This is a genomic window from Streptococcus mitis, from assembly GCF_003943905.1.
Classification (GTDB): domain Bacteria; phylum Bacillota; class Bacilli; order Lactobacillales; family Streptococcaceae; genus Streptococcus; species Streptococcus mitis_BC.
In genome coordinates this window covers 365,013-386,595 of record NZ_RJNS01000001.1, presented here as the reverse complement: position 1 = coordinate 386,595, position 21,583 = coordinate 365,013, and the positions used below count along the sequence as shown (strand labels likewise).

The window sequence follows — 21,583 nt, the reverse complement described above, 5'->3', positions numbered from 1 at the left end:
AATAAATTCAAAGAAAATATCAAGGAGAATCAAATGATTTACGAATTTTGTGCTGAAAATGTGACCTTGCTTGAAAAAGCGATGCAGGCTGGAGCTCGTCGAATCGAACTTTGTGACAACCTAGCAGTAGGAGGAACAACACCTAGCTATGGAGTGACCAAGGCAGCGGTTGAACTGGCAGCTAACTACGATACGACCATTATAACCATGATTCGTCCCCGTGGTGGCGACTTTGTCTATAATGATATGGAAATTGCTATCATGCTAGAAGACATTCGATTGACTGCTCAGGCTGGAAGTCAAGGGGTTGTATTTGGGGCTTTAACTGCTGATAAGAAGTTGGATAAAGCTAATCTGGAGAAGCTGATTGCAGCATCAAAAGGGATGGAAATTGTCTTCCATATGGCCTTTGATGAATTGAGTGACGAAGACCAGTTGGAAGCTATTGACTGGCTCAGCCAAGCTGGTGTCACTCGTATCTTAACTCGTGCTGGTGTGTCTGGAGACTCGCTAGAAAAACGTTTTGCTCATTATCACAGAATTTTGGAACATGCAGCTGGTAAAATTGAAATTCTACCAGGTGGGGGGATTGACTTGGATAACCGTCAAACCTTTATCGACCGACTGGGCGTGACACAATTGCATGGAACTAAGGTTGTCTTTTAAAAAATAGAAAGGAACTGCTAGCTTTTGGTAGCAGTTTTCACTTATGTTTGAAATTTTTAACTCCTATCAGTTTAATAAAGAAAAAGCTCGTGCCTATGGTTTTGTAGAGTATGGGGGAGTCTGGACCAATAGTTGCCAGATTTTGCAGGGTGACTTTGTCATGACAGTCTCTATCACTCCTGATAATGTGAGCTTTCAGGTTTTTGATCAGGAAACGGGTGACCTCTATCCTCAAGTACACATGGAAAGTATGCGGGGAAGTTTTGTCGGAAGTGTCCGTGAGGCTTGTTTGGAGATTCTTTACCAGATTCGGAAGGCTTGCTTTGATGTACAGGATTTTATCTGTCCTCAGACTAAGCGAATCATGTCTCAAGTTCAGGAAAAGTTTGGTAATCAGCTAGAATATCTGTGGGAAAAATCGCCTGATACAGCAGTATTACGTCATGAAGGCAGTCAAAAGTGGTATGCTGTTTTAATGAGAATTCCTTGGGATAGGCTAGATAAGACAAGAGAAGGGCAAGTGGAAGCAGTCAACCTCAAAAACAATCAAGTGGCTGACTTGCTTTTACAAAAGGGGATTTATCCTGCCTTTCATATGAACAAACGTTACTGGATTAGTCTTGCTCTTGATGATAGTTTATCGGATGAAGAAGTTCTAGATTTGCTAGAAATCAGTTGGAATTTGACATTGAAAAAGTAAAGAAATTCCCTTGTGTTTTCAAATGCTTTCAATTAGCAAAATATTCTTTACTGAAGAAATTTTCAGAAAATATTGGATTTTTTCTTGACAAGAGATTTTTCCTATGCTAAAATACTTAACAAGACATCAAACGAAGGAGAAAGTCAAACATGAAAACAGCTGAGTTTAATCAATTTGCTTTGTTGTTGAGGTACTCGGGCTAGTGCAGAAGCATTAGTCCTGTTTGGCTTACCAAGCGGGAGTAAATCAACATCTCGCTTGGGTTTCCGAGCGAGATGTTTTTTCTATACTGAAATTTTGAAGGGGGAATTCTCATGCGTAGAGTTGAGTTTCTAGATACCAGTCTCCGTGATGGTGAGCAGACACCAGGTGTTAATTTTTCGATTAAGGAAAAGGTCGCCATCGCAAGACAGCTGGAGAAATGGGGTATTTCGGCCATCGAAGCTGGTTTTCCGGCGGCGAGTCCAGATTCATTCAGAGCAGTTCAGGAGATTGCCAAGGTCTTGAAGAAAACTGCGGTGACAGGTTTGGCTCGTTCGGTCAAGTCAGATATAGATGCTTGTTACGAGGCGCTCAAGGATGCCAAGTATCCACAGGTTCACGTCTTTATCGCCACCAGTCCGATTCACCGCAAGTATAAGCTCAATAAGAGCAAGGAAGAGATTTTGGAAGCGATTAAGGAGCATGTCTCTTATGCTCGTTCTAAGTTCGAGATTGTCGAATTTTCTCCAGAGGATGCGACCAGAACAGAGTTGGATTTCCTCTTGCAAGTTGTTCAGACAGCTGTGAATGCAGGTGCGACCTACATCAATATCCCTGACACGGTTGGATTTACTACGCCAGAGGAGTATGGTGCCATCTTCAAACACTTGATTGAGAATGTCAAGACAGATCGTCAGATCATCTATTCGCCTCACTGTCACGATGACCTCGGAATGGCAGTGGCTAATAGCCTTGCTGCTGTTAAGAACGGTGCAGGCCGAGTTGAAGGTACTATCAATGGTATCGGTGAGCGAGCTGGCAATGCAGCCCTTGAAGAAATAGCAGTGGCCCTCAATATTCGTCAAGATTACTACCAAGCTGAGACAAGTATTGTCCTAAACGAAACCATCAATACTTCTGAAATGGTTTCTCGCTTCTCAGGTATTCCAGTTCCTAAAAACAAGGCGGTGGTTGGTGGAAATGCCTTCTCTCACGAGTCTGGTATTCACCAAGATGGGGTTCTTAAAAATCCTCTTACCTATGAGATCATCACCCCTGAATTGGTTGGTGTTAAGAGTAATAGTCTTCCGCTTGGAAAATTGTCAGGTCGCCACGCTTTTGTAGAAAAACTAAGAGATTTGGCCTTAGACTTCACAGAAGAAGACATCAAACCGCTCTTTGCTAAGTTCAAGGCACTAGCGGACAAAAAGCAAGAAATCACAGATGCAGATATTCGAGCGCTAGTAGCTGGAATCATGGTTGAAAATCCAGAAGGATTCCACTTTGATGATTTACAACTGCAAACACATGCGGATAATAACATTGAAGCACTCGTTAGCCTAGCCAATATGGATGGTGAGAAGGTTGAGTTTAATGCGACAGGACAAGGTTCAGTTGAAGCTATCTTTAATGCTATTGACAAGTTCTTCAATCAGTCTGTTCGTTTGGTATCCTACACAATTGATGCGGTAACAGATGGGATCGATGCCCAGGCTAGGGTTTTGGTGACTGTTGAAAACAGAGATACAGAGACCATCTTTAACGCATCAGGGCTTGATTTTGATGTACTGAAGGCTTCAGCTATTGCCTACATCAATGCCAATACCTTTGTTCAAAAGGAGAATGCTGGTGAGATGGGACGAAGCGTTTCCTATCGCGACCTGCCTAGTGTGTAAAGGAGAATGCTATGACAAAGAAAATAGTAGCTCTAGCAGGGGACGGAATAGGTCCAGAAATCATGAAAGCTGGTTTGGAAGTTTTGGAGGCCCTAGCTAAAAAAACAGGTTTTGACTATGAAATAGACAGACGACCCTTTGGAGGTGCAGGGATTGATGCTGAGGGGCACCCCTTACCTGATGAAACCCTCAAGGCATGTAGAGAAGCAGACGCTATTCTCCTAGCGGCCATAGGCAGTCCCCAGTATGATGGCGCAGCGGTTCGGCCTGAACAAGGCTTACTGGCTCTCCGTAAGGAACTCAATCTCTATGCCAACATTCGCCCAGTTAAGATTTTTGAGAGTCTCAAGCATTTGTCTCCTCTCAAACCTGAACGAATTGCGGGTGTGGACTTTGTCGTGGTGCGTGAGCTGACAGGAGGTATTTACTTCGGTGATCATATTCTTGAAGAGCGAAAAGCGCGTGATATCAACGACTACAGCTATGAGGAAGTGGAGCGAATTCTTCGCAAGGCCTTTGAGATTGCAAGAAATCGGAGAAAAATCGTTACTAGCATTGATAAGCAGAATGTTCTGGCAACCTCAAAACTCTGGCGCAGAGTAGCTGAGGAGGTTGCAAAGGATTTCCCAGATGTGACCTTGGAGCACCAGTTGGTGGACTCAGCTGCTATGCTTATGATTACCAATCCTGCCAAGTTTGATGTCATTGTGACGGAGAATCTTTTCGGAGATATCTTATCTGATGAATCAAGCGTTTTATCTGGCACACTTGGGGTTATGCCATCAGCCAGTCATCCTGAAAAGGGGCCAAGTCTTTATGAACCTATTCATGGTTCGGCACCTGATATTGCTGGTCAAGGAATTGCCAATCCTATTTCCATGATTTTGTCAGTTGCCATGATGCTAAGAGATAGTTTCGAACGCCATGAGGATGCAGGGCTTATCGATCATGCTGTAGAAGCCAGTTTGGCAGCAGGAATTTTAACGAGAGATATAGGAGGAAAGGCTTCTACCAAGGAAATGACGGAAGCCATCATTGAAAGACTATGAAGATAAACGAAGGAATCACTCTTACCCTCTTGATTTGGAATGTCATGATTTTCATCATTTATGGAATTGACAAATCCAAGGCAAGGAGAGGTGCTTGGCGCATCCCAGAGAAAATTCTCTTGACCATAGCACTTATCTGTGGTGGATTTGGTGCTTGGTTAGCAGGAATCATTTTTCACCACAAGACTAAAAAATGGTATTTTAAAACAGTTTGGTTCCTTGGGATGGTGACCACACTAGTAGCCTTATATTTTATTTGGAGGTAATGGATGGCAGGGGAATCGATTTTTGATAAATTATGGGACCGCCATGTCATCACAGGAGAAGAGGGGCAGCCCCAACTCATGTATGTGGATCAACACTATATTCACGAGGTGACCAGTCCTCAGGCTTTTCAAGGATTGCGAGATGCAGGTCGCAGATTGAGACGACCAGACTTGACATTTGGAACCTTTGACCATAATGTCCCGACGGTCAATATCTATGATATACGAGATGTGATTTCTAAGGCGCAAATTGATAAACTAGCTGAAAATGTTGAGGAGTTTGGTATTGAACATACAGCCCACGGTTCTGAAAAGCAGGGTATCGTTCACATGGTTGGACCAGAAACTGGCAGGACTCAACCAGGAAAATTCATCGTCTGTGGAGACAGCCATACGGCTACTCACGGAGCTTTCGGAGCTATCGCTTTTGGGATTGGGACCAGTGAGGTTGAGCATGTCTTTGCTACCCAGACACTCTGGCAGGTCAAACCCAAGAAAATGTTAGTAGAATTCATTGGAATTCCTCAAAAAGGAGTTTATTCCAAGGATTACATTCTCGCCTTGATTGCCAAGTACGGCGTTGCTTGTGGTGTTGGCTATGTGGTGGAATATCGTGGGGAAGCGATTGATGCTCTGACCATGGAAGAGCGAATGACCATCTGCAATATGTCCATCGAGTTTGGTTCTAAGATGGGCATCATGAATCCAGATCAGACTACCTATGACTATCTCAAAGGACGAGAATGTGTTCCAGAAGCTTTTGAGGAGGCTGTGGCGGATTGGAAAACCCTTGTCAGTGATGAGGATGCTATCTATGATAAAGTTATCCAGATGGATGTCTCAGACTTGGCTCCCATGGTGACTTGGGGGACCAATCCTGCTATGGGGGTTGACTTTGACAGTAGCTTCCCAGAAATTAAGGATATGAATGATGAGCGAGCCTACAATTACATGAACTTGAAGCCTGGTCAAAAGCCAGCGGATATTGAACTAGGTTATATCTTTATCGGGTCTTGTACCAATGCCCGGCTCAGTGACTTGCAACTGGCTGCGCGATTTGTAAAAGGGAAGAAGATTGCTCCCAACTTAACGGCTATCGTGGTTCCAGGCTCTCGTCCTGTCAAACGAGCTGCTGAGAAGTTGGGCTTGGATAAGGTCTTCTTAGACGCTGGCTTTGAGTGGCGAGACCCAGGTTGCTCAATGTGCCTAGGGATGAATCCTGACAAGGTTCCTGATGGGGTCCACTGTGCCTCAACCAGTAACCGCAATTTTGAAGACAGACAGGGATTTGGCGCTAAGACTCATCTCTGCAGTCCAGCCATGGCAGCGGCAGCAGCTATCGCAGGGCGTTTCGTAGATGTTCGGCAAATGCCAGAGGCCCAGTAAGGAGAGGATATGGAGAAATTTACAGTTTATACGGGAACGACCGTTCCTCTTATGAATGATAACATCGACACCGACCAAATCCTACCCAAGCAGTTTCTCAAGTTAATTGATAAGAAAGGCTTTGGTAAGTACCTCATGTATGCTTGGCGTTATCTAGACGATAAGTATACTGAGGATCCAGACTTTGTCTTCAACCGACCTGAATATCGTAAAGCCAGTATCCTCATCTCAGGGGATAACTTTGGGGCGGGTTCTTCGAGGGAACATGCAGCTTGGGCACTGGCTGACTATGGTTTTAAGGTCGTGATTGCAGGATCTTTCGGCGACATTCATTACAATAATGAACTCAATAATGGCATGTTGCCCATTGTTCAGCCTAGAGAGGTGAGAGAGAAACTAGCCGAACTTAAACCGACCGATCAGGTAACTGTGGACTTGGAACAGCAAAAAATCATTTCACCAGTTGGAGAATTCTCCTTTGAGATCGATAGTGAGTGGAAGCACAAGCTTTTAAATGGTTTGGATGATATCGGAATTACTTTGCAGTATGAAGATTTGATTGCTGCCTATGAAAAACAACGACCAGCCTACTGGCAGGATTAGAAAAAAATAGAAAAGGAAATAGAACTATGACAAAACACATTCAATGGACGGGAACACTTTCTCAAGAAGGCTATGACATTTTAAAAGGAGAGGGCGGATGTATCGTTTGCCCTACAAAAGTTGGCTATATCATCATGACTAGCGATAAGGCAGGACTTGAACGCAAGTTTGAAGCCAAAGAGCGTAACCGTAACAAACCAGGTGTTGTCCTCTGTGGTAGCATGGATGAGCTTCGCGCTTTAGCACAACTCAATCCAGAAATTGAAGCCTTCTACCAAAAACATTGGGATGAAGACATCCTACTTGGTTGTATCCTTCCATGGAAACCTGAAGCCTTTGAGAAATTGAAAGCATACGGTGATGGCCGTGAAGAACTCATGACTGACGTGCGTGGAACGAGCTGTTTTGTGATTAAGTTCGGGAAAGCAGGAGAACAGTTAGCTGCCAAGCTTTGGGAAGAAGGCAAGATGGTATACGCCTCATCAGCTAACCCATCTGGAAAAGGAAACCGCGGTAAGGTGGAAGGTATCGGAGAACGTATCGAAGGAGCAGTGGACCTTGTTATCGAAGCAGACGACTATGTGGCATCTATCCAACCTGACAAAACGATTGAAACGCGCTACGAGCAAGGTGTGATGGTGTCTATGGTTGATAAAGACGGCAAACTAATCCCAGAACAAGGAGGAGCTCGCTCAATCTCACCAGCCCCAGTTGTGATTCGTAAAGGGCTTGACATTGATAAAATCATGATGCACCTGTCAGATACCTTTAACTCATGGGACTACCGTCAGGGTGAATATTATTAAGATAAAAAAGAGGTCTAGTGTTAAGAGACATTGAAGCTCCTAACACTGGGCTTTTTCTTTAGAAATTCTTTTCTTTTTCTATAGGATATGATATTCTATATATGAAATATATAGTTTTTTATTCGAACATTATTATAAAAGGAGTAAGATGATGCTGAAAAGAAAAGTTAGTTTGGAAGATTTTTATGATTGGTACCAAGAAAATAAAATAAGATTAAGAGAAGATGCATCTAAATATAGTATTTACAATGAACAATTACGTGAAGAATTTCTTAAAGAATGGCCACTTGATAGAATTTTAACCATGTCTATTGATGATTATGTTATTGGAAAGGGGGCGCAAAACAAGTCATTTTGCTATGCTCTTGAGACTGGAAAGTACCAATCATTATTTATGGGAATTGGTGGAGGAGGTTCTTCAAAATTTGGTATTTATTGGAATGAGGATACGAAAAGCTATAAGAATCAAGCTAATAAAATCATTCCAGAATCAGAACTAGAAGACCGATTTAACAAATTAAAATCGGATTTGTATGAGATTATCCAAGCTGGTAGAAAGTTAGATTTCAATAACCCTATTTTTGACATTAAACAGTCAAAGAATGAATTTATTGGTCGTTCTGCTGTGGTGACAAAACTACTTTGTATCTATTCTGAGGGATATCCTTTCTTAGGTGTAAATCTTAATAGTCAAAAGAGATTCTGGAACAAGTTACTTCCTCAAAAAAATCAAGGGGGACCTTATCTTCAGAATCATGAGATTTGTCAACACGTATTGCAAAAATATCCTGAGCTGGAACCATCATTGTTGGGAAGTATTTTATTTGAATATTCAACACAATTTCTAGACGATAAAGAAAAGAAAGAAGAAAAAATGTCTGCAGAATATAAGGTTTATCATCCATTGAGTCAAACTCTACTACAATCCAAAAACCTCATTCTCCGTGGTGCACCTGGTACAGGAAAAACTTATCTTGCTAAAGAAATAGCTAAAGAATTAACGGATGGCAACGAAGACCAAATCGGCTTTGTACAGTTTCACCCTTCCTATGATTATACGGATTTTGTAGAGGGGTTGAGACCAGTATCAAATGGGGATGGAGCTATTGAGTTTAAGCTACAGGATGGTATTTTTAAAGATTTTTGTCAGAAAGCAAAAGAAGCCCAATTGATTGGAGGACAAGATAATTTTGATGAGGCTTGGGATTCTTACTTAGAATATATAAATGTTGCTGAAGAAAAAGAATATATAACAAAAACATCTTACTTATCTGTTAATAGTAGACAAAATTTGTCAGTAAATTATGATAGTGGTGTTCCAGGATGGTCACTACCTCGCAAATATGTTTACGAGTTGTATAAAGATAAAAATTATAATAAGCAAGAATACTACAAAAGTGGTGGAAAAACTGTCCTAGAAACTTTAAAGAAAAGATTTGGTCTGAAAGATTATATTTCTCCAACAGAAATTGACACAGACAAGAAATTCGTTTTCATCATCGATGAAATCAACCGTGGGGAGATTTCTAAGATTTTTGGGGAACTCTTTTTCTCTATTGATCCTGGTTATCGTGGTGAAAAGGGGAGTGTTTCCACCCAGTATGCTAACTTACATGAGACGGATGACAAGTTTTATATCCCTGAGAATGTCTACATCATCGGAACAATGAATGATATTGACCGTTCAGTAGATACCTTTGATTTTGCTATGCGTCGTCGTTTCCGCTTTGTTGAAGTTACTGCTGAAAGCCAAGTTGTTATGTTGGATAAAGAACTAGATATCCATGCAGAAGAAGCAAAACTTCGTCTAAGAAATTTGAATGTTGCTATCGAAAACGTTCAGGGATTAAACAGCCATTATCATATCGGACCAAGTTATTTCCTTAAGTTGAAGGATGTAGATTTTGACTATGAATTACTCTGGTCTGATTACCTTAAACCGCTTTTGGAAGATTACTTACGAGGTTCTTACGAAGAGGCTGAAACTCTGGATACATTGAAAAAAGCATTTGATCTGACAAATAATGACCAAACAGATCAGCAAGATACTGGTGATGATAATGCGGATAACTGATAATCAGTATAGAATTGCTAAAGAAGACTTTGTCGCAGAATATCCCAACCTAAGTCAAGCACTTCTTGATAGAACACTAGATAACCTTTCTAGGGAGGACAGTATTTTTATTTTCCCGAATGATTTGATAAATTCTCCTGATTTAGACAGGGACCAAAAGATTTTTGAAACAGTTAATCAGGAAATCAAGACAGGGAACGTGATTGGTTTTCTTGGATATGGTCAGGAAAGATTAACGATTTCCTCTCGTTTTTCTGATGAAAGTAACGACCATTTTTTGCATTATCTTTTACAAAAGATTCTCAATATCAATTTGACTAGTTTAGACATCGGTCTATCTCAAGAGGATAAACTCTATCAGCTTTTGATTTACCTCTTTCCCAAATATCTGCAAGCTGCTCTTCGAAAAGGTCTTTATAAGGAATACCAGAGATTTTTCCATAACGATAGTCATGTAAAGGGAGTGCTAGATGTAGGAATGCATCTTAAGAAAAATGTTCCTTTTATGGGAAGCATTGCCTATACCACTAGGGAGTTTACCTATGATAATCCACTCATGCAGTTGATTCGGCATACGATTGAGTACATTAAGAATCAGAAAGGTTTCGGAGTTCTGCTCGATAGTAATCGTGAAAATATGACAGAAATTACTCGTGTAACCTCATCTTATAAACTAGCTGATCGTGCCAAGATTATCAGAATGAATAAAATCAAACCCATCCGACACGCCTATTTTAGAGAGTATAGAAAATTACAGGAACTCTGCTTGATGATTCTGAGTAGAGAAAAGCATGGTCTTGGACCTCAAGCCCAAAAGGTACATGGTATTCTCTTTGATGTTGCCTGGCTTTGGGAAGAGTATGTTTACACCTTGTTGCCAAAAGGTTTCATCCATCCTCGAAATAAAGAAAAGAAAGGCGGCATCCTAATATTTTCTGGTGGGGAACGAAAAGTATATCCAGATTTTTATGACAGAGAACGAAAGATTGTTCTAGATGCAAAATATAAAAAACTGGAGTTTACTGAAAAAGGGATTAATCGTGAGGACTTGTTCCAGTTGATTTCCTATTCTTATATTATAAAAGCTAAGAAAGCTGGACTGATTTTTCCTAGTATAGAGCAGTCAGTAAATAGTGAGATAGGAAAAGTAGTGGGATACGGAGTCTTGCTTAAAAAGTGCTCTATCCAAATCCCTCAGAATACCTCATCCTATAGTGTGTTTTGTAAAATAATGGAAAATTCTGAAAAAATTTTTAAAGCTATTATTGATGAAGAAGTGGGGAGAAAATAATCTCTTCACTTTTTTGCTATTTATTAAGTAATTTCTGAACTATATAATTTGATTATTAAAAATATTTGACAAAAACTGTACTTTGGTGTAGACTTAATCAAGGAAACGTCGGAAAAGACGTAGTGATGCGAAGGCATAGGTAGGTCATTACAAAAGAAATGAGACATCGATATGTTAAATGAATTTCCAATTTTTGATTACGAAGATATTCAGTTGATCCCTAATAAATGTGTGATTAAAAGCCGTGCAGAAGCAGATACGAGTGTCGCACTTGGAAATCACACTTTCAAACTACCTGTTGTACCTGCAAATATGCAGACGATTTTGGATGAGAACGTCGCAGAGCAGCTTGCTAAAGGTGGTTACTTCTACATTATGCATCGTTTTGATGAGGCTGGGCGCATTCCTTTTATCAAACGTATGCACGATCAAGGGCTCATTGCTTCTATTTCAGTCGGTGTCAAGGATTACGAGTATGATTTCGTTAGCCAACTCAAGGCTGATGCTCCTGAGTATATCACGATTGATATTGCTCATGGACATGCGGATAGCGTGATCTCAATGATTCAGCACATCAAGAAAGAATTGCCTGATACTTTTGTAATCGCTGGTAACGTCGGAACTCCAGAAGCTGTGCGTGAATTGGAAAATGCTGGTGCCGATGCTACTAAGATTGGAATCGGTCCTGGTAAGGTTTGTATCACCAAGGTCAAGACTGGTTTTGGGACAGGTGGTTGGCAGTTGGCTGCTCTTCGCTGGTGTGCAAAAGCTGCTCGCAAACCGATTATTGCTGATGGTGGGATTCGTACACACGGTGACATTGCTAAGTCTATCCGTTTCGGTGCTAGCATGGTTATGATTGGTTCCCTATTTGCAGGGCATATCGAAAGTCCAGGAAAGACGATTGAAGTCGATGGCGAACAGTTCAAAGAATACTATGGTTCAGCTTCTCAATACCAAAAGGGTGCTTATAAAAATGTAGAAGGAAAACGCATCTTACTTCCTGCCAAAGGGCATTTGCAAGACACCCTTACTGAGATGGAGCAGGATTTGCAAAGTGCCATTTCCTACGCAGGTGGACGCAAGGTTGCTGACCTCAAGCACGTTGATTATGTAATCGTGAAAAACTCTATCTGGAATGGTGATGCTTCCCACTAATAGACGCTTAGTCCATCCATAAAAAACTTGTTATTAGAGCAAATTTTTGTTATAATAAAACAAGTTTCCACCCTTAGTGTAATGGATATCACGTAAGATTCCGGTTCTTAAGATGGGGGTTCGATTCCCTCAGGGTGGATGTAAACAGCCTAAAAAAGCCTTTAAATAAGGCTTTTTTCTTTATATTGCCTCCAAAATTGGAAATTTTTTTTTCAAAAACGACCCCACTCTCCCCTAGTCCCGTTTTAAAGTGACTCAGAGGGCTTTTTTTGTTATAATAGAAAGGATCGTAATTATTAGAAAGAGGTCAGTATGAAAGAATTACAAACTGTACTGAAGAAGCGTTTTGCAATCGAATTTGCAGACAAAAACTTACTGGAAACGGCCTTTACTCATACGAGTTATGCCAATGAGCACCGCCTCTTAAAAATTTCACACAATGAGCGCTTGGAATTTTTAGGAGACGCTGTTCTGCAATTATTGATTTCAGAATATCTGTATAAAAAATATCCTAAGAAACCAGAGGGAGATTTGTCCAAGCTCCGTGCCATGATTGTCCGTGAGGAGAGTTTGGCTGGTTTTGCGCGTGATTGCCAGTTTGATCAGTTTATCAAGCTGGGTAAAGGAGAAGAAAAGTCTGGTGGGCGCAATCGTGACACCATTCTCGGTGATGCTTTTGAAGCCTTTCTGGGAGCTTTGCTTTTAGACAAGGATGTAGCTAGAGTAAAAGAGTTTATCTATCAGGTCATGATTCCCAAGGTTGAAGTAGGTGACTTTGAGATGATTACGGATTACAAGACACACTTGCAAGAGTTGCTCCAGGTCAATGGAGATGTGGATATCCGCTACCAGGTGACCTCTGAGACAGGACCTGCCCATGATAAGGTTTTTGATGTAGAAGTTCTGGTTGAAGGCAAGAGTATCGGAAAAGGACAAGGACGCTCTAAAAAATTGGCAGAGCAGGAAGCCGCGAAAAATGCAGTGGAGAAAGGGCTGGATTCATGTATTTAAAGGAAATTGAGATCCAGGGATTCAAGTCCTTTGCTGATAAGACCAAAGTCGTCTTTGACCAAGGTGTGACAGCTGTCGTTGGGCCCAATGGTTCTGGGAAGTCAAATATCACAGAAAGTCTGCGATGGGCTTTAGGTGAGTCTAGTGTTAAGAGCCTTCGTGGTGGTAAGATGCCTGACGTTATCTTTGCTGGAACAGAAAGTCGCAAACCACTCAATTATGCCTCTGTTATCGTGACCTTGGACAATGAAGATGGTTTTATTAAGGATGCGGGGAAAATTATTAAGGTAGAACGTCATATCTATCGTAGTGGGGATAGCGAGTATCGAATTGATGGCAAGAAAGTGCGCTTGCGTGATATTCATGACCTCTTCTTGGATACCGGTTTGGGACGGGATTCCTTCTCCATCATTTCCCAAGGGAAGGTTGAGGAGATTTTTAACTCCAAGCCTGAAGAGCGCCGTGCTATTTTTGAAGAAGCTGCGGGTGTTTTGAAATACAAAACTCGTAGAAAAGAAACAGAGAGTAAACTGCAACAAACTCAAGACAATCTCGACCGCTTAGAAGACATTATCTATGAGTTGGATAATCAAATCAAGCCCCTTGCAAAACAAGCCGAGAATGCTCGTAAGTTTCTCGACTTGGATGGTCAACGCAAGGCAATTTACTTGGATGTACTGGTTGCCCAAATCAAGGAAAACAAGGCTGAACTAGAGTTGACAGAAGAAGAGCTAACGCAAGTTCAGGAACTTTTGACTAGCTATTACCAAAAGCGTGAAGAGTTAGAAGAGGAAAATCAGACTCTTAAAAAGAAACGGCAAGATCTCCAAACTGAAATGGCCAAAGACCAAGGGAGCTTAATGGATTTGACCAGTTTGATCAGTGACTTAGAGCGAAAACTAGCCCTATCCAAACTGGAATCTGAGCAGGTAGCCCTTAATCAACAAGAAGCACAAGCCCGTTTGGCGACTCTGGAAGATAAGAGAAAGGCTCTAAGTAAGGAAAAGGCTGAAAAAGAAGCGAACTTAGAACAGTTAGAGGAAAGTCTAGCTGAAAACAACAAGGAACTCAATCGCCTAGAAGCGGAGTTGTTGGCATTTTCAGATGATCCTGACCAAATGATCGAGCTCCTGCGTGAACGTTTTGTGGCGCTCTTACAAGAAGAAGCGGATGTCTCAAACCAACTGACCCGCATCGAGAATGAGTTGGAAAACAGCCGTCAACTATCTCAAAAACAAGCAGATCAACTTGAGAAATTGAAAGAACAACTGGCTACAGCTAAAGAGAAGGCTAGTCAACAGCAGGCTGAGCTTGAAACTGCCAAGGAGCAAGTTCAGAAATTATTGGCTGGCTACCAAGCTAGTGCCAAGGAACAAGAGGAGCAGAAAGCTTCTTACCAAGCCCAGCAGAGCCAACTCTTTGACCGTCTGGACGCTCTTAAAAACAAGCAGGCTAGAGCCCAAAGCTTAGAAAACATCCTAAGAAATCATAGTAACTTTTACGCGGGTGTTAAGAGTGTTCTCCAAGAAAAAGACCGTCTTGGTGGGATCATTGGTGCAGTCAGTGAGCATCTGACCTTTGATGTGCACTATCAAACTGCCTTGGAGATTGCACTTGGAGCTAGCAGTCAACATATCATCGTAGAAGATGAAAATGCGGCAACAAAGGCGATTGATTTCCTCAAACGCAACAGAGCTGGTCGAGCAACCTTTCTTCCATTGACGACTATCAAGGCTCGTACGATTTCTAGTCAGAATCAAGACGCTATCTCTGCAAGTCCAGGATTTCTGGGCATGGCAGATGAGTTGGTGTCGTTTGATAATAGACTAGAAGCCATTTTCAAGAACTTGCTAGCCACAACGGCTATCTTTGATACCGTAGAACATGCGCGTACGGCAGCTCGTCAAGTTCGTTACCAGGTTCGTATGGTGACGCTTGATGGTACCGAATTGCGCACAGGTGGTTCCTACGCGGGTGGTGCCAATCGTCAAAACAACAGTATTTTCATCAAGCCAGAGCTGGAGCAATTACAAAAAGAAATTGCTGAGGAAGAAGCTAGTCTACGTTCAGAAGAAGCGACTTTGAAGACCTTGCAAGATGAGATGGCAGTATTGACTGAAAGATTAGAAGCTATCAAGTCTCAGGGTGAGCAAGCTCGTATTCAGGAGCAAGGTTTGTATCTTGCTTATCAACAAACCAATCAGCAGGTCGAAGAACTGGAAACGCTTTGGAAACTTCAAGAAGAGGAATTAAATCGTCTTTCTGAAGGAGATTGGCAAGCGGACAAGGAAAAATGCCAAGAGCACCTTGCTACTATTGCCAGAGAAAAGCAAAATCTGGAAGCTGAGATCGAAGAGATTAAGTCTAACAAAAACGCTATTCAAGAACGTTATCAAAACTTGCAGGAACAGATTTCTCAAGCGCGCTTGCTTAAGTCAGAACTGCAAGGACAAAAACGGTACGAAGTTACTGATATTGAACGCTTAGGCAAGGAACTGGATAATCTAGATATCGAGCAAGAGGAAATTCAGCGCCTTCTCCAAGAAAAGGTTGATAATCTCGAGAAAGTGGATACGGATTTGCTAAGTCAGCAGGAGGAAGAGGCCAAAACTCAGAAAGCCAATCTTCAACAAGGTCTGATTCGCAAGCAGTTTGAGTTGGATGATATAGAGGGTCAACTGGATGATATTGCCAGCCATTTGGATCAGGCTCGCCAGCAGAACGAAGAGTGGATTCGCAAGCAAACACGTGCTGAAGTTAAGAAGGAAAAGGTCATCGAACGCTTGCGCTATCTACAAACTCAATTAACAGACCAGTACCAGATTAGCTACACAGAGGCTCTAGAAAAGGCTCATGAACTGGAAAATCTCAATCTGGCAGAGCAAGAGGTTAAGGATTTAGAGAAGGCTATTCGCTCACTGGGACCTGTCAATTTAGAAGCTATTGAACAGTACGAAGAAGTTCACAGCCGTCTGGATTTCCTCAATAGCCAGCGTGATGATATTTTGTCAGCGAAAAATCTGCTTCTTGAGACCATCACAGAGATGAATGATGAGGTTAAGGAACGCTTTAAATCAACCTTTGAGGCTATTCGTGAATCCTTTAAAGTGACCTTTAGACAGATGTTTGGCGGTGGTCAGGCAGACTTGATTTTGACTGAAGGAGACCTGCTGACAGCTGGGGTTGAGATTTCTGTCCAACCACCAGGTAAGAAAATCCAATCTCTCAACCTCATGAGTGGTGGGGAAAAAGCCCTATCAGCTCTGGCTCTGCTCTTCTCAATCATCCGAGTTAAGACCATTCCTTTCGTCATCTTGGACGAGGTAGAGGCGGCGCTGGACGAAGCCAATGTCAAACGTTTTGGGGATTACCTCAACCGCTTTGACAAGGATAGTCAGTTTATCGTCGTAACACACCGTAAGGGGACGATGGCGGCAGCGGACTCTATCTATGGAGTTACCATGCAAGAATCAGGTGTGTCTAAGATTGTTTCGGTTAAATTAAAAGATTTGGAAGAAACAGTAGACTAGTTACCAAACGATAGCATTTCTTAGGAGGTGCTATTTTTTTAAACTAAAGTGCTACATTTTCTCTTAAGGTCAGTTCAGGCGCAAAAAATGACATTTGGGATTTCCTCTTAGCGAAAAGACTTTCTCTATGATATAATAGTTTCATGATTACAACAGTACCTATTAAGAACGAAAAAGATATTGCAGTACCGGGAAAAACAGTCCTTGTACTTGGTTATTTTGATGGCATCCACAAGGGACATCAGAAACTTTTTGAAGTGGCCAGTAAGGCTTCGATGAAGGATTATCTGCCAGTTGTCGTGATGACCTTTACAGAGTCGCCAAAACTTGCCTTGCAACCTTACCAACCTGAGCTTATGCTCCATATCGTCAATCACGAGGAACGGGAGCACAAGATGAAGTGGCACGGAGTAGAGGCTCTCTTCTTACTTGACTTTAGTAGCAAATTTGCTAGTTTAACGGGTCAAGAATTCTTTGATACTTATGTTAGAGCTTTAAAACCAGCGATTATCGTAGCGGGATTTGATTACACGTTTGGTTCAGATAAGAAAACTGCGGATGATCTGAAGGATTATTTTGATGGAGAGATTATCATTGTTCCTCCAGTTGAGGACGAAAAGGGCAAAATCAGTTCCACACGGATTCGCCAAGCTATTCTTGATGGAGATGTCAAGGAAGTCAAGCATCTGCTCGGCACACCGCTCCCAACCCGCGGAATGGTCGTTCATGGGAATGCTCGTGGGCGTACGATCGGTTATCCAACAGCCAATCTAGTCCTGAGAGATCGAACTTATATGCCAGCAGATGGGGTATATGTAGTCGATGTAGAAGTACAACGTCAGAGATATCGTGGCATGGCAAGCGTTGGGAAAAATGTTACTTTCGATGGAGAAGAGCCACGTTTTGAAGTCAATATTTTCGACTTTTCAGATGATATTTACGGTGAGACAGTCATGGTCTACTGGTTAGACCGTGTCCGAGATATGGTCAAATTTGACTCCGTAGAGGAACTGGTAGACCAACTCCAGAAAGACGAAGAGATTGCTCGGAACTGGAAGGATGGAGAGTAGAAAAGTTTAAAAAAGTGAACCATATTTTGTGTTTGCTTTTTTATTTTTGAAAGAAATTTTTATAGCGAGAAACATAATTGAAGCTTGATTGAAAATCTGTTAAAATAGTGATATTCATAACTTTAAAAACCAAAGAAAAGAGACTATATGATTACAGGCGAATTAAAAAGTAAAATCGATCAGTTGTGGGAAATGCTGTGGACTGAAGGAAATGCAAATCCTCTAACAAATATTGAACAATTGACTTATCTTCTGTTTATGAAGGATTTGGATAGTGTCGAACTTGGACGCGAAAGCGATGCTGAGTTTCTAGGGATTTCTTATGAGGGAATTTTTCCAAAAGACAAACCTGAATACCGTTGGTCGACATTTAAAAATATAGGAGATGCTCAGGAAGTTTATCGATTAATGACTCAGGAGATTTTTCCATTTATGAAGAATCTTAAGGGTGATACTGACGATACAGCTTTTTCACGTTATATGCGAGAAGCTATCTTTCAAATTAATAAACCTGCTACGCTCCAAAAGGTGATTTCTATATTAGATGAATTTCCAACTAGAGGGTCAGATATAGATTTTTATAATGACACACAGGGAATTAATGATATTGGCGACATCTATGAATATCTGCTATCAAAATTGTCAACCGCAGGTAAAAATGGACAATTCCGTACACCTCGTCACATCATCGATATGATGGTTGAGTTGATGCAACCAACTATCAAGGATATTATCTCAGATCCTGCTATGGGGTCTGCTGGTTTCTTAGTATCTGCTAGCCGCTACCTAAAGCGTAAAAAAGATGAATGGGAAACCAATCCAGATAATATCAACCATTTTCATAACAATATGTTTCATGGAAATGATACGGATACAACCATGCTTAGACTTGGTGCAATGAACATGATGCTGCATGGAGTGGAAAATCCACAAATTAGTTATCTTGACTCACTATCTCAAGATAATGAAGAAGCAGATAAATACACTTTAGTTCTAGCAAATCCTCCATTTAAGGGATCGCTTGACTACGATTCAACTTCAAATGATCTTCTTGCGACTGTAAAAACCAAAAAAACAGAATTGCTTTTCCTTGCTCTTTTCTTGCGTACATTGAAACCAGGGGGACGTGCAGCAGTTATTGTACCTGACGGTGTTCTCTTTGGTTCTTCTAAAGCCCATAAAGGAATTCGTCAGGAAATTGTAGAGAATCATAAATTGGATGCTGTAATATCAATGCCAAGTGGCGTTTTCAAACCTTATGCTGGAGTTTCAACTGCCATTCTCATCTTTACAAAAACTGGAAATGGTGGAACGGATAAGGTCTGGTTTTACGATATGAAAGCAGATGGTTTAAGTTTGGATGATAAACGACAACCGATCAGTGACAATGATATTCCAGATATTATTCAACGTTTCCATCAACTTGACAACGAAGCAGAACGTAAGAGAACGGACCAGTCTTTCTTTGTTCCAGTCGATGAGATAAAGGATAATGATTATGATTTATCGATCAATAAATACAAAGAAATTGAGTATGAAAAAGTTGAGTATGAACCAACAGAAGTCATCTTAAAGAAAATTAATGATCTAGAAAAAGAAATTCAAGCTGGCTTGGCAGAGTTAGAAGAATTACTCAAGTAGGGAGATGGATGTATGAAAAAAGTGAAGTTGGGGGAAGTTTGTGAGATTTTATCTGGTTACGCTTTTAAATCATCACAATTTAACGATAAAAAAATCGGTCTCCCCTTAATACGAATTCGAGATGTAGAAAGAGGTTTTTCTGATACCTACTTTGAAGGAGATTTTCCAAAAGAATATCTTATTCATAGGGGAGATTTATTGATTACAATGGATGGTAGTTTTATAATGAAAAAATGGGAAGGAGATTTGGCACTACTTAATCAACGTGTTTGTAAGTTAAGAATAACTGATGAAAATGTGGATGAAGGTTATCTTTCTTGGATGATACCTAAATTTTTGAAAGAAATTGAAGACAAGACTCCTTTTGTAACGGTAAAACATCTTTCAGTTGCTAAAATTAAAAATATCTCGTTTTTCTTGCCTGATATACAAGAACAGAAGATAATATCAAAGAAACTGGATACTATAAGGCAGATTTATAATTTTCGTAAAAAACAGTCAGAGAAATATAACGAGCTCGTCAAATCCCGATATTCCGAGGAGGTGGTTGCGTGAAGAAAGTGAAGTTGGGAGAAATTTGTGATATACAAGCAGGAGGAACTCCTTCAAGAAATAAAAAAGAATTTTGGGTTCAAGGTAACATTCCCTGGGTAAAAATAAAAGATATAAACTCAAAATACATTTCTAAAGTTGAAGAACATATTACAGAATTAGGATTGCAGTTTTCCTCCGCAAAATTATTTTCAAGAGGTACGATACTGTATACTATTTTTGCTACTATTGGTGAGGTAGCTATATTAGATATTGATGCTGCAACAAATCAGGCTATAGCAGGTTTACATTTAAAGTCTGAAAAAGTATTAAAAGATTATCTTTATTTTTTCCTTCTTTCTATTAAAAATAGAGTAAAAAACGACAGTAGAGGAGTGGCTCAGAATAATATTAATTTAACTTACTTGAAAAATATAGAGGTCCCTATTGTTGAAAATAGTATTCAGCAAGAAATTTGTAACAATTTAACTAAAATAAATCAAATAATTACTCTACGTAATCAGCAGCTCATAGAACTCTCAAACCTTGTAAAATCCCGATTTAACGAGATGTTTGGAGATATTTTTGATAATCCACAGTCTAAATTAGAAGATCACACTGAGTTAAATCCGAATAAAAGGGAGGAGCTACTAAACTTTAATGGAGATGTTTCGTTTATACCAATGGCAAACGTTAGTGAAAATGGAAAAATTAATTTATCTATTAATCGAAATATTGATGATGTTCGAAAAGGGTTTACTTTTTTTAAGGATAATGATGTAATTGTTGCAAAAATTACACCATGTTTTGAAAATGGGAAAGGTGCCCCATTATTTGGGCTATTGAATGGTATAGGGTTTGGTTCAACTGAATTTCATGTTCTTAGACCAAAGAACACGGTCAATACAGTATGGTTATACCATGTAACAATGCTCTCGGAATTTAGACTTGAAGGTGAGAGAAAGATGACAGGAAGCGGAGGACAGAGAAGAATTCCTAAGGATTTCATTAGTAATTTCAAATTAAATATTCCCCCTCTTTCCCTCCAAAACGAGTTCGCGGACTTTGTGGCTCAGGTCGACAAATCACAATTGGCAATTCAAAAATCTCTGGAAGAATTGGAAACCTTGAAAAAATCACTTATGCAGGAATATTTCGGTTAAGATCTGAGATGAAATAGCAGTTTTACACTATCGTTGTAATTACCGTAATTATTTGTTATAATACTTCAAAGGAGGAAATCAGATGGTTGTAAAAACAAGAAAACAAGGAAATTCAATCACCATTACGATTCCAAGCGAGTTCAATATTCCAAGTGGTGTTAAATACGAAGCAAAATTGTTACCAAGTGGTGAAATTATCTTTACTCCTGAAGAATTGGATCATCAGATCTCTGATGTTTCTGATGATGCCTTTAACTTAAAATTGGATACAATTTTTGATGAATACGACGATGTTTTCAAAGCTTTGGTGGAAAAATGACAGTCTATCTAACAGAAAAGCAAATTGAAAAAATCAATGCTTTAGCAATTCAACGGTATTCTCCAAAGGAGCAAATTCAAACAGTTAGTCCTTCAGCGTTAAATATGATTGTGAACTTACCAGAACAATTTGTTTTTGGCAAACCTCTTTATCCAACAATTTTTGATAAAGCAACAATATTATTTGTCCAATTGATAAAGAAGCATGTTTTTGCCAATGCCAATAAACGAACGGCCTTCTTTGTTTTGGTGAAGTTTTTACAATTAAATGGTTATCACTTTACTGTTTCCGCGGAAGAAGCGGTTGATATGTGCGTGACTATAGCGGTAGAAGCTTTAACTGATGAAAAAATGATAAGCTACTCTAAATGGATTTCTGAACATTCTATCAGAGAAAAGGTCAAAAAGTGAGATAGTATGCTGGATTGAAATGAGCATAAGAA

At 40.3% G+C, this 21,583-nt stretch carries 18 protein-coding genes, 1 tRNA gene and 1 pseudogene; all 20 read left to right on the top strand.

The features are described from left to right. Positions 1 to 33 precede the first annotated feature (33 nt). The 20 genes and pseudogenes from D8854_RS01945 to D8854_RS01850 all read left to right on the top strand — a co-directional run bounded on the left by D8854_RS01945 (position 34) and on the right by D8854_RS01850 (position 21,551). Positions 34 to 666, top strand: coding sequence for a copper homeostasis protein CutC (locus D8854_RS01945; RefSeq protein WP_125449260.1), 633 nt, complete (start codon positions 34 to 36; stop codon positions 664 to 666). 43 nt (positions 667 to 709) lie between these two features. Beyond that, entirely contained in the window at positions 710 to 1,366 is a 657-nt protein-coding gene (locus D8854_RS01940) for an MmcQ/YjbR family DNA-binding protein (RefSeq protein ID WP_125449259.1), read from the top strand. 314 nt (positions 1,367 to 1,680) lie between these two features. Further along, positions 1,681 to 3,243: a 2-isopropylmalate synthase gene (locus tag D8854_RS01935; protein WP_125449257.1), complete on the top strand. Its 1,563-nt coding sequence runs from the start codon at positions 1,681 to 1,683 to the stop codon at positions 3,241 to 3,243. Between the two features lie 11 nt (positions 3,244 to 3,254). Next, the gene (leuB, locus tag D8854_RS01930; RefSeq protein WP_125449255.1) at positions 3,255 to 4,292 is read left to right on the top strand and encodes a 3-isopropylmalate dehydrogenase; all 1,038 of its coding nucleotides are present in this window, start codon (positions 3,255 to 3,257) and stop codon (positions 4,290 to 4,292) included. Beyond that, a complete protein-coding gene (locus tag D8854_RS01925) occupies positions 4,289 to 4,558 on the top strand; it encodes a DUF1294 domain-containing protein (RefSeq protein ID WP_125449253.1) in 270 nt (89 codons plus the stop codon). Before leuB ends, D8854_RS01925 begins: the two co-directional genes overlap by 4 nt. A 3-nt stretch (positions 4,559 to 4,561) precedes the next feature. Continuing rightward, the gene (leuC, locus tag D8854_RS01920) at positions 4,562 to 5,944 is read left to right on the top strand and encodes a 3-isopropylmalate dehydratase large subunit (RefSeq protein ID WP_125449251.1); all 1,383 of its coding nucleotides are present in this window, start codon (positions 4,562 to 4,564) and stop codon (positions 5,942 to 5,944) included. Positions 5,945 to 5,953: 9 nt separating this feature from the next. Then, the gene (gene leuD / locus D8854_RS01915; protein WP_125449249.1) at positions 5,954 to 6,547 is read left to right on the top strand and encodes a 3-isopropylmalate dehydratase small subunit; all 594 of its coding nucleotides are present in this window, start codon (positions 5,954 to 5,956) and stop codon (positions 6,545 to 6,547) included. Between the two features lie 26 nt (positions 6,548 to 6,573). Further along, positions 6,574 to 7,353, top strand: coding sequence for an L-threonylcarbamoyladenylate synthase (locus D8854_RS01910; RefSeq protein ID WP_125449247.1), 780 nt, complete (start codon positions 6,574 to 6,576; stop codon positions 7,351 to 7,353). Between the two features lie 151 nt (positions 7,354 to 7,504). After that, positions 7,505 to 9,427, top strand: coding sequence for an McrB family protein (locus D8854_RS01905; protein ID WP_185768051.1), 1,923 nt, complete (start codon positions 7,505 to 7,507; stop codon positions 9,425 to 9,427). Next, positions 9,414 to 10,718, top strand: a complete 1,305-nt coding sequence (locus D8854_RS01900; protein WP_185768050.1) for an McrC family protein — start codon at positions 9,414 to 9,416, stop codon at positions 10,716 to 10,718. The genes D8854_RS01905 and D8854_RS01900 overlap by 14 nt, the downstream gene beginning before the upstream one ends. A 171-nt stretch (positions 10,719 to 10,889) precedes the next feature. Next, complete coding sequence (locus tag D8854_RS01895; RefSeq protein WP_125449241.1) at positions 10,890 to 11,876, top strand: GMP reductase; 987 nt, start codon at positions 10,890 to 10,892, stop codon at positions 11,874 to 11,876. Positions 11,877 to 11,943: 67 nt separating this feature from the next. Then, a tRNA-Arg gene (locus D8854_RS01890) sits at positions 11,944 to 12,015 on the top strand. Between the two features lie 173 nt (positions 12,016 to 12,188). Next, positions 12,189 to 12,887: a ribonuclease III gene (rnc, locus tag D8854_RS01885; RefSeq protein WP_125449239.1), complete on the top strand. Its 699-nt coding sequence runs from the start codon at positions 12,189 to 12,191 to the stop codon at positions 12,885 to 12,887. Next, the gene (gene smc / locus D8854_RS01880) at positions 12,878 to 16,417 is read left to right on the top strand and encodes a chromosome segregation protein SMC (RefSeq protein WP_125449237.1); all 3,540 of its coding nucleotides are present in this window, start codon (positions 12,878 to 12,880) and stop codon (positions 16,415 to 16,417) included. The genes rnc and smc overlap by 10 nt, the downstream gene beginning before the upstream one ends. A gap of 143 nt (positions 16,418 to 16,560) precedes the next feature. Beyond that, a complete protein-coding gene (locus tag D8854_RS01875) occupies positions 16,561 to 17,487 on the top strand; it encodes a bifunctional riboflavin kinase/FAD synthetase (RefSeq protein WP_125449235.1) in 927 nt (308 codons plus the stop codon). Positions 17,488 to 17,634: 147 nt separating this feature from the next. After that, a complete protein-coding gene (locus D8854_RS01870) occupies positions 17,635 to 19,128 on the top strand; it encodes a type I restriction-modification system subunit M (protein WP_125449233.1) in 1,494 nt (497 codons plus the stop codon). Between the two features lie 12 nt (positions 19,129 to 19,140). Continuing rightward, positions 19,141 to 19,668, top strand: a pseudogene (locus D8854_RS01865) (restriction endonuclease subunit S); the annotation flags it as partial. Between the two features lie 11 nt (positions 19,669 to 19,679). Beyond that, entirely contained in the window at positions 19,680 to 20,822 is a 1,143-nt protein-coding gene (locus tag D8854_RS01860) for a restriction endonuclease subunit S (protein ID WP_125449229.1), read from the top strand. Positions 20,823 to 20,904: 82 nt separating this feature from the next. Further along, positions 20,905 to 21,141: an AbrB family transcriptional regulator gene (locus D8854_RS01855; RefSeq protein WP_125449227.1), complete on the top strand. Its 237-nt coding sequence runs from the start codon at positions 20,905 to 20,907 to the stop codon at positions 21,139 to 21,141. Beyond that, positions 21,138 to 21,551 carry a type II toxin-antitoxin system death-on-curing family toxin gene (locus tag D8854_RS01850; protein ID WP_038805349.1) on the top strand — a complete coding sequence of 138 codons (414 nt, stop codon included), beginning with the start codon at positions 21,138 to 21,140 and terminating at the stop codon, positions 21,549 to 21,551. Before D8854_RS01855 ends, D8854_RS01850 begins: the two co-directional genes overlap by 4 nt. The last annotated feature ends 32 nt before the right edge of the window (positions 21,552 to 21,583 follow it).

Bases quoted from the DNA above. Each gene is read 5' to 3' on its own strand.
- D8854_RS01905 (WP_185768051.1), top strand. From the start codon at position 7,505: ATGCTGAAAAGAAAAGTTAGTTTGGAAGATTTTTATGATTGGTACCAA.
- smc (WP_125449237.1), top strand. From the start codon at position 12,878: ATGTATTTAAAGGAAATTGAGATCCAGGGATTCAAGTCCTTTGCTGAT.
- rnc (WP_125449239.1), top strand. From the start codon at position 12,189: ATGAAAGAATTACAAACTGTACTGAAGAAGCGTTTTGCAATCGAATTT.
- D8854_RS01910 (WP_125449247.1), top strand. From the start codon at position 6,574: ATGACAAAACACATTCAATGGACGGGAACACTTTCTCAAGAAGGCTAT.
- D8854_RS01925 (WP_125449253.1), top strand. From the start codon at position 4,289: ATGAAGATAAACGAAGGAATCACTCTTACCCTCTTGATTTGGAATGTC.
- D8854_RS01870 (WP_125449233.1), top strand. From the start codon at position 17,635: ATGATTACAGGCGAATTAAAAAGTAAAATCGATCAGTTGTGGGAAATG.
- leuB (WP_125449255.1), top strand. From the start codon at position 3,255: ATGACAAAGAAAATAGTAGCTCTAGCAGGGGACGGAATAGGTCCAGAA.
- leuD (WP_125449249.1), top strand. From the start codon at position 5,954: ATGGAGAAATTTACAGTTTATACGGGAACGACCGTTCCTCTTATGAAT.
- D8854_RS01945 (WP_125449260.1), top strand. From the start codon at position 34: ATGATTTACGAATTTTGTGCTGAAAATGTGACCTTGCTTGAAAAAGCG.
- D8854_RS01895 (WP_125449241.1), top strand. From the start codon at position 10,890: ATGTTAAATGAATTTCCAATTTTTGATTACGAAGATATTCAGTTGATC.
- D8854_RS01935 (WP_125449257.1), top strand. From the start codon at position 1,681: ATGCGTAGAGTTGAGTTTCTAGATACCAGTCTCCGTGATGGTGAGCAG.
- leuC (WP_125449251.1), top strand. From the start codon at position 4,562: ATGGCAGGGGAATCGATTTTTGATAAATTATGGGACCGCCATGTCATC.
- D8854_RS01855 (WP_125449227.1), top strand. From the start codon at position 20,905: ATGGTTGTAAAAACAAGAAAACAAGGAAATTCAATCACCATTACGATT.
- D8854_RS01940 (WP_125449259.1), top strand. From the start codon at position 710: ATGTTTGAAATTTTTAACTCCTATCAGTTTAATAAAGAAAAAGCTCGT.
- D8854_RS01850 (WP_038805349.1), top strand. From the start codon at position 21,138: ATGACAGTCTATCTAACAGAAAAGCAAATTGAAAAAATCAATGCTTTA.
- D8854_RS01900 (WP_185768050.1), top strand. From the start codon at position 9,414: ATGCGGATAACTGATAATCAGTATAGAATTGCTAAAGAAGACTTTGTC.
- D8854_RS01875 (WP_125449235.1), top strand. From the start codon at position 16,561: ATGATTACAACAGTACCTATTAAGAACGAAAAAGATATTGCAGTACCG.